The 13,350-nt window shown below is 69.6% G+C and carries 12 protein-coding genes; 4 read left to right on the top strand and 8 right to left on the bottom strand.

All coding sequences use genetic code 11. The features are described from left to right. The first annotated feature begins 7 nt into the window (after positions 1 to 7). Entirely contained in the window at positions 8 to 466 is a 459-nt protein-coding gene (locus tag INT51_RS06085) for a globin (RefSeq protein ID WP_193104311.1), read from the top strand. On the opposite strand, the gene INT51_RS06080 is transcribed toward INT51_RS06085, so the two are convergent. Beyond that, positions 467 to 958 carry a thioesterase family protein gene (locus INT51_RS06080; protein ID WP_226832010.1) on the bottom strand — a complete coding sequence of 164 codons (492 nt, stop codon included), beginning with the start codon at positions 956 to 958 and terminating at the stop codon, positions 467 to 469. A 43-nt stretch (positions 959 to 1,001) separates the two neighbouring features. Here INT51_RS06080 and INT51_RS06075 point away from each other — a divergent pair, with 43 nt between their 5' ends. Continuing rightward, positions 1,002 to 1,937, top strand: coding sequence for an acyl-CoA thioesterase II (locus INT51_RS06075; protein WP_193104309.1), 936 nt, complete (start codon positions 1,002 to 1,004; stop codon positions 1,935 to 1,937). A gap of 29 nt (positions 1,938 to 1,966) precedes the next feature. On the opposite strand, the gene INT51_RS06070 is transcribed toward INT51_RS06075, so the two are convergent. Both INT51_RS06070 and INT51_RS06065 read right to left on the bottom strand, forming a co-directional pair. Then, complete coding sequence (locus tag INT51_RS06070; protein WP_193104308.1) at positions 1,967 to 2,296, bottom strand: TfoX/Sxy family protein; 330 nt, start codon at positions 2,294 to 2,296, stop codon at positions 1,967 to 1,969. After that, positions 2,293 to 2,679, bottom strand: a complete 387-nt coding sequence (locus INT51_RS06065) for a hypothetical protein (protein ID WP_193104307.1) — start codon at positions 2,677 to 2,679, stop codon at positions 2,293 to 2,295. The genes INT51_RS06070 and INT51_RS06065 overlap by 4 nt, the downstream gene beginning before the upstream one ends. Positions 2,680 to 2,757: 78 nt before the next feature. Between INT51_RS06065 and INT51_RS06060 the strand changes: the two genes are divergently transcribed. Further along, positions 2,758 to 3,405, top strand: coding sequence for a winged helix-turn-helix transcriptional regulator (locus INT51_RS06060; protein WP_193104306.1), 648 nt, complete (start codon positions 2,758 to 2,760; stop codon positions 3,403 to 3,405). 24 nt (positions 3,406 to 3,429) lie between these two features. Here INT51_RS06060 and INT51_RS06055 read toward each other — a convergent pair whose 3' ends face one another. Then, positions 3,430 to 4,752 carry an ABC transporter substrate-binding protein gene (locus INT51_RS06055; protein WP_304502093.1) on the bottom strand — a complete coding sequence of 441 codons (1,323 nt, stop codon included), beginning with the start codon at positions 4,750 to 4,752 and terminating at the stop codon, positions 3,430 to 3,432. Positions 4,753 to 4,788: 36 nt separating this feature from the next. Continuing rightward, positions 4,789 to 7,359, bottom strand: a complete 2,571-nt coding sequence (glgP, locus tag INT51_RS06050; RefSeq protein ID WP_193104305.1) for an alpha-glucan family phosphorylase — start codon at positions 7,357 to 7,359, stop codon at positions 4,789 to 4,791. A gap of 297 nt (positions 7,360 to 7,656) precedes the next feature. On the opposite strand from glgP, the gene INT51_RS06045 reads away from it, so the two are divergent. Continuing rightward, positions 7,657 to 9,120 carry a hypothetical protein gene (locus INT51_RS06045; protein ID WP_226832009.1) on the top strand — a complete coding sequence of 488 codons (1,464 nt, stop codon included), beginning with the start codon at positions 7,657 to 7,659 and terminating at the stop codon, positions 9,118 to 9,120. A gap of 91 nt (positions 9,121 to 9,211) precedes the next feature. Here INT51_RS06045 and ettA read toward each other — a convergent pair whose 3' ends face one another. The 3 genes from ettA to INT51_RS06030 form a co-directional block, all read right to left on the bottom strand. Further along, a complete protein-coding gene (gene ettA, locus INT51_RS06040; RefSeq protein ID WP_193104303.1) occupies positions 9,212 to 10,894 on the bottom strand; it encodes an energy-dependent translational throttle protein EttA in 1,683 nt (560 codons plus the stop codon). A gap of 544 nt (positions 10,895 to 11,438) precedes the next feature. Next, positions 11,439 to 12,131, bottom strand: a complete 693-nt coding sequence (locus INT51_RS06035; protein ID WP_193104302.1) for an HAD family hydrolase — start codon at positions 12,129 to 12,131, stop codon at positions 11,439 to 11,441. Beyond that, positions 12,131 to 13,279, bottom strand: a complete 1,149-nt coding sequence (locus INT51_RS06030) for a PDZ domain-containing protein (protein WP_304502092.1) — start codon at positions 13,277 to 13,279, stop codon at positions 12,131 to 12,133. Before INT51_RS06030 ends, INT51_RS06035 begins: the two co-directional genes overlap by 1 nt. Positions 13,280 to 13,350 lie beyond the last annotated feature (71 nt).

Raw genomic sequence — 13,350 nt, 5'->3', positions numbered from 1 at the left:
AATCCCCGTGCCCAATCAGCCCGCTCAGCCCGAGCAGCCCGCTCAGATCTCTTTCTACGAGGCCGTCGGCGGCCACGCCACCTTCGCAGCGCTCGTCGACCGCTTCTACGCGGGCGTCGCCGAGGATCCGCTGCTGCGGCCGATGTACCCGGAGGAGGATCTCACCGGGGCCAAGGAGCGCCTGCGCACCTTCCTCGAGCAGTTCTGGGGAGGTCCCAAGACCTACGGCGAACAGCGCGGCCACCCCCGTCTGCGGATGCGCCACGCGCCGTTCCCCGTCTCCCCCGCAGCGCGGGACGCCTGGCTGCGTCACATGCGCGCGGCCATCGACTCCCTCGACCTGGCGCCGCTGCATGCGGAGACCCTCGGGGACTACGTGGACCGCGCCGCGCACTCGCTGGTGAACACGGTCGACGGCGGCGAGGCCCCTGCGGCCGGGCAGGTCATCCCCGGCCACCTGACCTGATCAGTCACGGAAGATCAGCGGTTCCCCGGTGAAACCCTGCAGATGCTCGCGGGTGGGGCCATCGATCTTCACCGGCGCCCCGCTCGCGGCATCGACCATCACCACCACGGTGCGGGCGCGGGCATAGGGCGAGGCCCCCTCGGGGTCATCACGCGTGAGCACCAGATAGTCCACGCTCAGGCTGGCCCCGCCGAGGCGCGAGAGCCACAATCGCACCACCGCGCCGTCCCGTCGGTGGCCCATCGAGCGCACGTACTCGATGCGCTGCGAGGCGATCACGGTGCTGATCGGCGATCCTGCCCCGCCGCCGGGCAGCGCGGCCGCCGGTACGGGGGCACCGAGTGCGACCTGCTCCGGCGGCGCCTTCCAGAAGGCGCCGATACGCGCCTCCTCCAGCAGCCGCACCATGGCCGCGTTGTTCACGTGTCCGTAGGCGTCCAGGTCCGTCCAGCGCACGGGCACGTCGATGTCGAGAGCAGAGCTGTTGACCATGGTCAGCATGGTATTGCGTCCAGCGGCAAGTACGATCATGGCCATGACGACCCCCAGCTATGACCCGGCGGCCATCGCGGCAGGACTGGTCGATCTGCTCGACCTGCGCGAGATCGACATCGCCCCCGCCTTCGCCACCCCGGCCACCGTCGCGGCGTACGAGGGGGACTCCTCGCCGCATCCGGGCGGCCATGTGTTCGGCGGGCAGGTGATGGGACAGGCCGTCACCGCCGTCGGCCGCACCGTGCCGGAGGGCCGGCGCATCCATTCGACGTACTCGTACTTCCTCGCCCCGGGCGATCCGGCCCATCCCATCCGCTTCCAGGTCGATGCGCTGCGCGACGGAGGCTCCTTCTCGGTGCGCCGGGTGCTGGCGACGCAGCCGGGCCGCACCGCTGATGACGGCGAGCGCACCATCCTCGCGATGACCGCGTCCTTCCAGGAGCTCCAGGACGGCCTCGAGCATCAGGAGCGTGCACCCGAGGCGCCCGATCCGGAGGGACTGCCCACCACCGCGGAGGTCCTCCAGGGGATCGAGCACCCGGTGGCCCGCTACTGGGCGGAGCAGCGCCCGATCGACATCCGCCACGTCACCGACCCCATCTACCTCCGGCCCGACCCCGCCTCCGACACTGCAGACACGCAGATGGTGTGGATGCGCACCCTCGCCCCGGTGGAGACGGAGCCGCTGCTGCACGACGCGATCCTCGCCTTCGCCAGCGACTACACGCCCTTCGAGCCGATCCTGCGCCGGCAGGGGCTGAGCTGGATCACGCCCGGGCTGCGGATGGCGACGATCGATCACGCGATCTGGTGGCACCGCCACGTGAACGCCAATGAGTGGCTGCTGTACGTGCAGCGCTCCCCCTCGGCCTCCGGCGGGCGCGGCTTGACCCACGGGCAGCTGTTCGACCGTGCGGGGGATCTCGTCGCAACGGTCACCCAGGAGGGCATGATCCGCGTCAAGGCCCAGGGCTGAGCGGGCTCTCCGGGCAGTGACGGGAGTCCTCAGCGGGAATGGAAGGCGAGGGCGATCTCGAGCCACCCGATGAGTAGGTCATCGCTCTGAAGCCCTCGCGCCTCCACCGTGAGCCAGCCCGGCCCCATCGGCCGATCCTTCCCCATCACAGCAGGGCGAGCGCCGGCGCGTCCGAGCAGTGCTGCGTGGTCCTCGGGGTCGACGCGCACGAGCAGCGAACCATCTCGCCCGACGGAGACGAGCATCGTCTCCTCGAGCATGATCGCCGTGCCGCCGAACATCGGGACCTCCCGCACGGGCCTTCCGACGGGCAGTCCTCGCCGAATCCGCGCCAGCAGATCGCCTCGGTCCGTACTCATCGGCCACCCTTGGCGAGGTAGTCCTGACCCTCGTACTGCAGATCGAGCGTGGAGATCACTCCACCGGCAAAGGTGAAGAACTCCGTCATGCGCACGATGCCTCCGGGAAGCGTCGCGTCGTACAGGACCGCAGAACCCTGGGCGTCGTGGACCTCGCGACGCACCGCGATCGCGCTGACCGCACCGATGAATCCCGCAACACCCTGCAGGAATCCCTCGGTGGCGTCCGGTACGTGCCCGGCGAGGCTGCCGGTGAAGTCGAGGTGCTCGGACAGGAGGGGGCGCAGCGTGGCCCCGTCGGCGTAGGACGAGAGGCCACCGGTCAGAATGGCGTAGTACTCCTGCAGCAGGTTCGGGGCGGAGGGGGAGTTCAGGAGAGTCATGACGTGTCCCTTCAGGAAGATCGACGGTGATCTACTATAGAATCTCTAGTAGATGAACGAGTCTGTCAAGGGGGCCCGGTGAAGTCCTACGGACAACTGTGCGCGGTGGCCAGAGCGCTCGATGTCGTCGGTGATCGTTGGACGCTGCTCATCGTGCGAGAGCTCCTGCTGAGCCCGGAGAGGCGCTTCTCGCAGCTTCAGCGGGGCCTGCCGGGGATCGCGCCGAACCTCTTGTCCGCACGTCTGCGAACCCTGGACGAGCACGGGATCCTGGAACGAGCGTCCGCTGACGGACCTGCGAGCACGTGGCCGTACCGTCTCACGCAGCGCGGGCGGGCGCTCGAGGCAGTGGTGCGCGAGCTCCTGAGGTGGGGAGCACCGACAGTGCCGAACGCCCCGGCCGACGCCCACTTCCAGATGCACTGGTTGGCACTGCCGGCGCGTCATCTCCTGCGCGACCGCGATCCCGATCTCCCCGAGGCGACCGTACGATTCGGCGACCTGGACGATGGCTTCGACGCGACCTCCCGTCACGGGGTGATCGCAGTAGATCCGCCGTCGCCTGACCGAGACCCAGTGGCTGTCATCCACGGGCCGGGTCAGATTCTCGTCGGCCTCCTCCAGGGAGCGCTCCCTCTCGAGCGTGCCGTCGCCGCCGGGGCCAGCGTCGACGGCGACACGGACGCACTGCGCCGCCTCCTACCCGCACCGCCGCCTCCCGGTTAAGGATCCGCGCACTGCCGACATGGCTCACCCCATCGCCGAGCGCGCCGCCTCCTGGGCCCGCGGCAGGGCCTCGTCTGCGGTGGTCTCGCCGCGGAAGACCTCTGCGATGATCGGCAGCGCCGCGCCGGTGCCGGCGGCCGAACGGCTGCCCGTCTCCGGCAGGGCTATGCCTTCCGGGACCTCTCCGACGGCGGAGACGTCGACGCCCTCGGCCTTCCAGGTGTCCTGCCACACGGTGAGCAGCTCTCGGTGGGCGGGGACGCCGAGGCGGTTCTCGGCCAGCGGACGCTGCCCCTCAACACTGCCGAGCCAGGTCAGCAGCTTTCCGATCGCCGCCTCCCGTGCATCGTCGTCCGGATCGACACCGACCGCGGCAACCGCGTGCACCAGCGGGTGAACCCCCTCGGGCCCGGCGACCGGCGGATGGACGGTCCAGGAGAAGGCTCCCGCGACGCCTTCCGCGAGAGCATGCAGATCGTAGGTGCCCGTCTGCAGCAGGCCGAGCTTCCCCTCGAGGAAGAGGCTCTGGCACAGACCCTGATCGGCGACCGTCTCGGCACCCGCCGGCGCGAGGTGCTCCGCCGCGAGATCCGCGAGGTACTGCACGGCGGTGACGCCCTGCTCCGAGGCGAAGGCGAACTCGGACTCCTCGTCCTGCCAGGTTCCGCCTACAGAGGCGATGAAGGGGCCCAGCACTGCGGTGCGATCCGGATGGGACCCGAAACCGAAGGTGGCTCGGGCGGCGGCGTCGAAGCCCTCGTCCCCGGGATGACGCCCGTCCCCGTCCGCCGTGAGCGTGCGCGCGAGGTCCCGCAGCGGATCACTGCTCGCACCTGGTTCGAAGCGCAGCGCCGAGGCATCGCCGTCGGCGGCGGCCACGAGATCCTGATGGGCGACCACGATGCTCTGGTCCCAGATCTGCGGCACTCCCCACAACGAACCGTCCACGCGGTACAGATCGGTGGCGACCTCCTCCCACTGCGCGACCGCATCCCCCGCGATCCCTCCGACCTCGAGCAGCTGGCCGCTGGCCTGGGCCTCCGCGAGGTGGGCGGTGTTCATCCACAGCACATCGGGCAGTGACTGGGACGCGACGTCGAGCGGCAGTTGCTTCCAGTAGTCGTCCCAGACCATCACCTCGACCTCCACGGCGATGCCGGTGTCCCCCGTGAACGCCTCCAGCGAGGTCTCATAGGCCGAGGCCGCGGCGTCGTCCCACACCCGCATCCGCAGGGTGTCGGCGTCGTCGAGTGGGGCGGGCTCCTCCCGGGAGCACGCGGGCAGGGCCCCGACCCCGACCATTCCTATCGCAGCAGTGGAGAGCAGGAGCGCACGACGGCTCGGCACAGGGTCGGGACCTTCCGTTCGGGTACTGCGGGCGGCTCAGGCGGTGGCGACCAGCCCGAGCTCGGCGCGATGGGCGAGCACCGGATGCTGCGGGGTGACCCGCACGGTGTATCCCACCTCGCCGGGGACCGTGAGCGCGAATCGAGCGGCCCAGCGACCGTCGTCCCCGTGCTGCAGCGGGATCAGCTGAGCATCGATGATCTCATCGTCGGCGCCGATCGGTCCCAGCACCGCCTCGACGAGCACGTCCGCATCCCGCAGCCCGGCCAGCTCGACGTCTGCCACCACGCTGACCTCGGCGCCGGTCGAGACCGCATCGCCGTGAGCGCCCTCCAGGGTCACACCGGTGACGGCGACCCTCGACCAGGCGGCCTGGACGTCGGCCTTCCACGCGGTGAATGCGCCGGCCAGGGACGGGTCGGCGGCGAAGGCGGAGGCGGATCGGAGCGAGGGCAGGTACAGCTCGGTGACGTAGTCGCGGACCATCCGGGCAGCGGTGATCTGCGGGGCGATCCGCACCAGCGAGGAGCGGACCGTGGTCATCCAGCCTCGCTGCAGACCGCGGGCGTCGCGCTCGTAGAACAGCGGCACGATCCGGCTCTCGAGGATCTCGTACAGCGCCTCGGCCTCGAGCCGGTCCCGCTCACCCTGGTCCTCGACGTCGGCTGTGGGGATGGTCCACCCTGCCTCGTCGTCCTTCATCTCGTCCCACCAGCCGTCGGAGACGGAGAAGGTGAGGCCACCGTTGAGCACGGACTTCATCCCGGAGGTGCCCGAGGCCTCCTCGGGACGGACCGGGTTGTTCAGCCACACGTCCGACCCGGCGATCAGCACGGAGGCCATGGCGATGTCGTAGTCGGGCAGGAACGCGATCCGGTGGCGCACGCCGTGCTCGTCGGCGAACTGCACCAGTTGCTGGAGGAACTCCTTGCCGGGGCGATCGGCCGGGTGGGACTTGCCGGCGATGACGATCTGGACCGGGCGCTCCGAATCCAACAGGATGCGCTTCAGCCGCTCGGGGTCGGAGAGCATCAGGGTGAGACGCTTGTAGGTCGAGACCCGACGGGCGAAGCCGATGGTCAGTGCGCCGGGATCCAGGATGGTCCCGGTCCAGGCGAGCTCGGCCTCGTCGGCGCCGCGGCGCAGCCACGACTCCTTGACGTGGGTGCGGGCCATCGTGACGAGGTCGGCGCGCAGCGCATTGCGGGTCTCGGTGAGTTCGTGGTCGTTCAGCGTCGCCAGCGCGCTCCAGTCGCTGAGAGAGGAGACGTCGACGTCACCGAGCGCCTTCTTGAAGAGGTCGTCCATGGCCGGGGAGGTCCAGGTGCGACGGTGCACACCGTTGGTGACCGAGCCGATCGGGACCTCGGGCACGTCGAAGCCCGGGTACAGGTCCTGGAACATGGCGCGGGAGACGGCCCCGTGGAGCTTGGCGACACCGTTGGAGCGCTGGGCGATACGAAAGCCCAGCTGAGCCATGTTGAAGACGTCCCCGCCCTCCTCGATGCCGAGCGCGAGGGCGGCCTCGACCGGCAACGAGGGCACCAGATGCGAGATCCCGGAGTCATCGGCGCCGAGGTACTGCCGCAGCTGGTCGGCCTCGAAGCGGTCGATGCCGGCAGGGACCGGGGTATGGGTGGTGAACACGGTGCCGGCGCGCACCTCGGCGAGGGCCTCGGAGAATCCGGCGCCGCTCTGCATGAGCCGGCCCACGCGCTCCAGCCCGGAGAACCCGGCATGACCTTCGTTGAGGTGGAACACCGTCGGCGACGGAGTTCCGGTGGCCTGCGCGTAGGCGTCCACCGCGCGCACGCCGCCGATGCCCAGCACGATCTCCTGGACGATGCGGTGCTCGTGATCGCCCCCGTAGAGGCGATCGGTGATCTGCCGGGCCTCGTCGTCGTTGACCTCGAGGTTCGTGTCCAGCAGCAGCAGCGGCACGCGGCCCACCTGCGCCTGCCAGATCGCGATGGTGACCTCCCGGCCACCGGGCAGGGTGACGGCGACCGTGAGCTGCGCGCCGTCCCCGGCGCGGACCGGCTGGACCGGGAGCTGCGCGGGATCGTTGTGCTCGTACGTCTCCTGCTGCCACCCGGAACGATCCAGCGACTGCGAGAAGTAGCCCCACTGGTAGAGCAGGCCGATCGCGACCATCGGCACCCCCAGGTCCGAGGCGGACTTCAAGTGGTCACCGGCGAGGATGCCGAGGCCTCCGGAGTAGATCGGCAGCGTCGGGGAGATGCCGAACTCCATGGAGAAGTAGGCGACCGACGGCGCCACGGCAGCGGCTGCACCGACGCTCTCGGGAACCGTGCGCTGGAACCAGCGCCCGGAGTCGAGGTAGGTCCGAAGGTCTCCCACCTCGGAGCGCATCCGCGCGAGGAAGGTCTCGTCCCGTGCCGCCTCGGCGAGGCGGCCGGCGGGCACCTGCGGGAGCATCGCGATGGGGTTCTCTCCGCTGGCGACGAAAGCCTCCGCATCGAGGGAGCGGAACAGGTCGATGGTCTGCCGGCGCCAGGTCCAGCGCAGGTTCAGGGCCAGTTCGCGCAGGGGTTCGAGGGGGCCGGGGAGCTCGGAGGACACCGTGATCGTGGAGAGCGGCTTCATGCCTGTACGGTACCCGACGAGCCGGCCTCGCTTTGCACGCTTCTTGCATGCTGGGCGACGGGGCCTATCGTCGCCCGTTCTTCCTCCAGCCTGCACATATGTCCATTTTCTCTCCAGGATTCCGCAGGGTTGCGCGCCACGAAACGCGCCTCTTGCAAGAGCTTTCTGCGCGACCCATCGTCGGAGCGGCAGGCTTGTTGTGGACCAGCGGCTCGGTCTTCTCCCGCCTGCGATAATGAATCGGCATCACAGGGGGTGATGCCTGCAGAGACGTCGAGAAGGCAACGGGGGCGCCCGATGGGGAGCGACACACGGACCGGTGACCGGCTCGACGCGGTCAGCATCCTGTTGCAGCGCGCCTCGAGCGGCGACCAGCGTGCGGCTGCCGCTCTGGTCGATGTGCTCGGTCCTCGCATCCACGGCCTCGCGGTGCACGTCACCGGTTCCTCCGCGAGAGCCGGCTCGCTCACCGTTCGCGTGCTGCGCTCCTGTCTGCACGATGCCCGGGCCCTCGCCGCAGGTGATCTGCCGGGGGACGTCGCGGTGCTGGACCGGGCCCGCCGCGCCGCCGTGGCCACCCAGCCACGCGGCGCCGTGCGCTCCCTGATCGCCCCCGAGGCCGCGCACGATCGCACCCAGGACCGCCGCGAAGTGGACGTGATGCGCACGCTGCTGGAGCTGCCGCCGGCTCAGCGGGCACTGGTCGAGTCCGCCGCACAGGGGCGATTCGCCTACTCCGCCGCAAAGCGCCCGGAGGCGGCGACGGTCCTGGCGCAGACGCTCGATCAGCTGGTGCCCCTCGGGGGCCCGCATGCCCCCGAGATCCGGGCGCTCGCCGCACTGGACGCTCTGGCCCTGGCCCAGGAGGACGAGCGGCGACGGTTGCACGCCCTGACCGACAGCCCGGAACGGGCGGGCATCCACCGCCACGCGGTGGAGGCTGCGGCGCAGCTGACCCTGCTCACCGCGCAGCCGCCCTCGCGGGGCCTGCACGCCGAGGTGCTCGACGGATTCCCGGCGGGCCCGGGGGCCGAGGCCGCGTATCGAGGCACCTACTCGACCCCGGTCCTCGGCAACGACTCGCAGCGCCGTGAGGTGGGCCCGCCCGCACTGACCGGGGGGATGCCCAGCACCGCACCGTCTGCCCTTCCTCTGCACACCCCGGATACCGGGCCGGCTCCGGCTCAGGTCATCGTTGATCAGGCACCGGCGTTCACCTTCAGTGCCTCCGACGAGGTGCGCAGCTCGCGGCGCCGGCGAGCTCGAGCCTGGCAGGACCCGCGCTCCCGAGGCCGGGTGCCCTGGCTATCGCGCTCGGTCGCAGCACTCGCCCTGGTCGGGGCAGTCGTGCTCGGTGGCTTCCTGGTCGATGCCCGACGGGAGCTCGCCGACACGCGCGACTTCGCCAGCTCCTGGGCCCTGCGCAGCGTCCAGCCCGACGCCGAGCTGGTGCACGGGCGCAGTGACAACGGCCGGTGGCAGGCAGTGATCACGCAGGACGGCATCTCCCTGCGTGCCGAGGGAGTTCTCGGCTACCAGGACGAGGTCCTTCAGCTCTGGGCCGAGACCGACGGCGTGCAGGAGGATCTCGGCGTTCTCGACCTCTCCCGCGACGGGCTGATCCGCTTCACCTCACCGGAGACGGCAGATCGTCTCGTCGTCACGCGCGAGATGGCTCCTCAGAACCAGTCCGGCACAGCGTCCTCGCGCGTCGTGGCCAGCCTGGACCCGGGAGCATCCGAGCAGCACACAGGCAACTGACCAGGGCGAGCCGCCGCCTGGACGAAGAACGACGCACCCCGGGCCCGGTCATCTCACGATGTTCGGGCCCGGGGTGCGTCAGGTGGCGGACTCAGTCGCGGGTCAGGCGACGGTAGGTCACGCGGTGAGGACGCGCGGCGTCCGCACCCAGGCGCTCGACCTTGTTGGCCTGGTAGGACTCGAAGTTGCCCTCGAACCAGTGCCAGTTCGCCGGGTTCTCCTCGGTGCCCTCATAGGCCAGGATGTGCGTGGCCACGCGGTCCAGGAACCAGCGGTCGTGGGAGACGACCACGACGCAGCCCGGGAACTCCAGCAGCGCGTTCTCGAGCGAGCCGAGGGTCTGCACGTCCAGGTCGTTGGTGGGCTCATCGAGCAGGAGCACGTTGCCGCCCTGCTTGAGGGTCAGCGCCAGGTTCAGGCGGTTGCGCTCACCGCCGGAGAGGATCCCGGCCTTCTTCTGCTGGTCCGGGCCCTTGAAGCCGAACTGGCTGACGTAGGCGCGCGAGGGGATCTCGACCTTGCCGACCTGGATGTAGTCCAGACCGTCGGAGACGACCTCCCAGAGGTTCTTCTCCGGGTCGATGTTCTCGCGGTTCTGGTCGACGTAGCTGATCTGCACGGACTTGCCGATCTTCAGATCGCCCTCGTCCAGCGGCTCCAGACCCACCATGGTCTTGAACAGCGTGGTCTTGCCGACGCCGTTGGGGCCGATGACACCGACGATGCCGTTGGGCGGCAGGGTGAAGGAGAGACCGTCGATGAGGATGCGCTCGCCGAAGCCCTTCTTCAGGTCCTTGGCGTCGATGACCTGGTTGCCCAGGCGCGGGCCCGGCGGAATGGTGATCTCCTCGAAGTCCAGCTTGCGGGTGCGCTCGGCCTCCTCTGCCATCTCCTCGTAGCGGGCCAGGCGGGCCTTGGACTTCGCCTGTCGCCCCTTGGCGTTCGAGCGGACCCACTCCAGCTCCTCCTTGAGGCGCTTGGAGAGCTTGGCGTCCTTCTTGCCCTGGACGTTGAGGCGCTCCGCCTTCTTCTCGAGGTAGGTGGAGTAGTTGCCCTCGTAGGGGTACAGGTGACCGCGGTCGACCTCGGCGATCCACTGGGCGACGTGATCCAGGAAGTACCGGTCGTGGGTGACGGCGATGACGGCGCCGTCGTACTGCTGCAGGTGCTGCTCGAGCCACAGCACGCTCTCGGCGTCGAGGTGGTTGGTGGGCTCGTCCAGCAGCAGCAGGTCGGGCTTCTCCAGCAGCAGCTTGCACAGCGCGACACGGCGACGCTCACCGCCGGAGAGGTGGGCGACGTTCTCGTCGCCGGGCGGGCAGCGCAGCGCGTCCATCGCCTGCTCGAGCTGGGAATCCAGATCCCAGCCGTTCGCCGCGTCGATATCGGTCTGGAGCGTGCCCATCTCCGCCATCAGCGCGTCGAAGTCGGCGTCGGGCTCTGCCATCTCCTCGCCGATGGCGTTGAAGCGCTGCACCTTCTTGAACAGCTCGCCCATGCCCTCCTGGACGTTCTCCAGAACCGTCTTGGTCTCGTCCAGCGGCGGCTCCTGCAGCAGGATGCCGACGCTGTAGCCGGGCGAGAGCCGGGCCTCGCCGTTGCTGGGCGTATCCAGCCCGGCCATGATCTTCAGGATCGTCGACTTGCCGGCGCCGTTGGGGCCGACCATGCCGATCTTCGCACCCGGGTAGAAGCTCATGGAGACGTCATCGAGGATGACCTTCTCGCCCACTGCCTTCCGGGCCTTGTACATGGAATAGATGAATTCAGCCAACTCGTGTTCCTGTTCGGAGAGGGGGATCTGGGGATTCTCACCGGCGCGCCCTGGACGGGCGCCGCACGGGATGTGTCGCAGTGCCCGACTCTACCCCGCCGTCGCCGGCTAGACCCGCAGCAGCTGCACCAGCAGCGCCAGTGCGTCGATCGACCACCCGCCTCCAGGTCGTCTCCATGGAGGAGACCGCTCCGCGTCGCAGCCGATGGCTCCCTCTGCTGGCCTGTCATGTGCTGGCCGCGCTCCTCGCTGCCCGCGGTGGCATCGGCTCGATCTGGTCTGTGATCGAGATCGTCGGGTGGAGCCGGGAGATCCCGTTCATCGTGGCAGTGCTCACCGGGGCGACGACGCTCTCGGGCGTGAGCTCCGTGCTGGTCCCGCTGGGCACGCTGTTCGTGGAGGATCACAGTGCCTGGTGGGAGCGCCTGCTCGCGATGTTCGCCGGGTCCGCGATCGAGGGATGGCCGCCTGGGTGGTGGCGCTCTTCACGGCGTGACCTTCGGAGGCCTGCGCTCGTGCCAGCTTCTCACCGGCTCCGGCACGGTCAGTCCAGCGAGATGCCCCGTTCGGTCAGCACCCGACGCGCCATGTCCGCGCCGTGCTCCACACCCTCGTCGCGCTCTTCACCGTTGCGCGGCCACAGATGCGCGTCGATCCCGAGCGCCTTCGCGGCCGCCACGTTCTCCTCGCGGTCGTCGAAGAAGATGACGGCCGACGGGATCGACACTCCCCCGGTCTCGTGCGAGAGCACATCCAGCAGCACCTCATAGAGCTCCCGATCCGGCTTGACCGCGCGCTCCTCACCGGAGATCACCGCGAAGGTGAAGGCCTCGAACCAGTCGGTACGGCGCACCGCCTCCCCGAAGGCCTCCGAGGCGTTGGACAGCAGCGCCAGGCGCACCCGGTGGCGGGCAAGATCGTGGATCAGGGTCCGGGAGGCGGGATCCAGCCGCAGGAAGTAGCGGTTGTCCGCGGTCTGGAGCTCGCCGATCTCGGTCTCGGAGAGCTGCTCGACGCCGACGGCCGCACCGACGGCGCCCCAGTACTGGGATGGCGTGGTGGTGCCCAGGTCGTAGGCATCCCGCCGCGACCACAGCTCGCTGCGCAGGGACTCGATATCCCCTCCGAGCAGCTCGTGCAGGTCCGGGACCGGATCGTGCCCGGCGCTCAGCACTCCCCCGAAGTCGAAGACGACGGTGGGGCTGGGTGGGGTACGACGGCGATTGCGCTTGCTCATCAGTCCTCTGTATCCGGGTTGTCCGCGACCTCGTCGCAGGTGGGGAGCCCGGCGGTGCTGCCGGACTCGGCGATGGTCTCTGTCGCCTGCACGGCGTCGTCGAAATCGGAGACCGCGACCACCTCGAGCCCCTCGGGTTCGTAGTCGACGACCTCGTCACAATTCGCGCTCGGGGCGAGGAAGAACTCGGCGTCGGACTCGTGCGCGCCGACCATCTTCTGCCGGATCCCGCCGATGGGGCCGACAGCGCCGTCCTCGGAGATGGTGCCGGTGCCCGCGATCCGGTGGCCGCCGGTCAGCGCCCCGGGGGTGAGCTCGTCATACACGGACAAGGAGAACATCGTGCCGGCGCTGGGGCCGCCGATCTCGCCGACCGAGATCTCGACATCGATCGGGAAGTCGTAGCCGGCGGACAGCACGACGCCCATCCGCGCGGCGCCGTCGACCGTCTCGGTGGGCACCTCGAGGTCCAACTGCTCCTCGCCGCGCTGCACCCGCAGCGGCACCGCCTCCCCTTCGGGGGTGGCGCGGATCAGCTCCTGGTAGCCCGTCAGGTCGGGCGCGCTCTTCTCTCCGACGGCCAGGATCACGTCTCCGGGTTCGAGGGTTCCCTCGGCCGGTGCCCCCGGTGCGACGCCGCCGATCATCACCATCGGTTCGTACGCGATGCCGAGCTCGTCCAGGGCGACCGCGACTGCGCCCTGCTGGGAGGTGCTCATCGCGACGGAGTTCGTCAGGACGGTCTGCTCGCGGGTCTGATCCTCGGGAAAGACCAGCTCGCGCGGCAGGACGGACGTGGTGCGGTCGAACCACGAGGCGACGACCTCTACCGGTGTCACCCGGTACCCGGGGCCGCCGTCGACGGAGACGGTGGTCATCATCAGCGATCCCTGCGTGGGATGCGTCTGCGCGCCGTCGATGATCAGGATCTGCTCGTCCTCGAACTCCCCGAGCACGTCGATCGCCGGGCCGGGCCGCTCGATCACATAGGGCACCGGCATCAGCGAACCGCCCAGGATCATCAGGCACAGCAGCAGCATCGAACCCAGCGCGAGCCAGGGATGGGCCAGCTGGGCACCGTCCACGGACCGTGCGATCACCGCACGGGCCCGCTGCAGGCGCCTAGGCCGGAACTGGTCGTCTATCACCCCGACATTGTGCCCCACGTGTCCCTGCTCCCCTTCCCCCAGGCGCGCTCGGTACGCTGGGCAGTCCGTTG

It is taken from the genome of Brachybacterium sp. FME24 (assembly GCF_014897705.1).
Classification (GTDB): domain Bacteria; phylum Actinomycetota; class Actinomycetes; order Actinomycetales; family Dermabacteraceae; genus Brachybacterium.
Note: the sequence above shows the minus strand (reverse complement) of the source record. Positions and strands in the feature narration are given on the sequence as shown.

What these genes read in the sequence shown, in the direction of transcription:
- INT51_RS06080 (WP_226832010.1), bottom strand. Translation starts at nt 958, where the DNA reads ATGGTCAACAGCTCTGCTCTCGACATCGACGTGCCCGTGCGCTGGACG.
- INT51_RS06075 (WP_193104309.1), top strand. Translation starts at nt 1,002, where the DNA reads ATGACGACCCCCAGCTATGACCCGGCGGCCATCGCGGCAGGACTGGTC.
- INT51_RS06070 (WP_193104308.1), bottom strand. Translation starts at nt 2,296, where the DNA reads ATGAGTACGGACCGAGGCGATCTGCTGGCGCGGATTCGGCGAGGACTG.
- INT51_RS06065 (WP_193104307.1), bottom strand. Translation starts at nt 2,679, where the DNA reads ATGACTCTCCTGAACTCCCCCTCCGCCCCGAACCTGCTGCAGGAGTAC.
- glgP (WP_193104305.1), bottom strand. Translation starts at nt 7,359, where the DNA reads ATGAAGCCGCTCTCCACGATCACGGTGTCCTCCGAGCTCCCCGGCCCC.
- INT51_RS06045 (WP_226832009.1), top strand. Translation starts at nt 7,657, where the DNA reads ATGGGGAGCGACACACGGACCGGTGACCGGCTCGACGCGGTCAGCATC.
- INT51_RS06035 (WP_193104302.1), bottom strand. Translation starts at nt 12,131, where the DNA reads ATGAGCAAGCGCAATCGCCGTCGTACCCCACCCAGCCCCACCGTCGTC.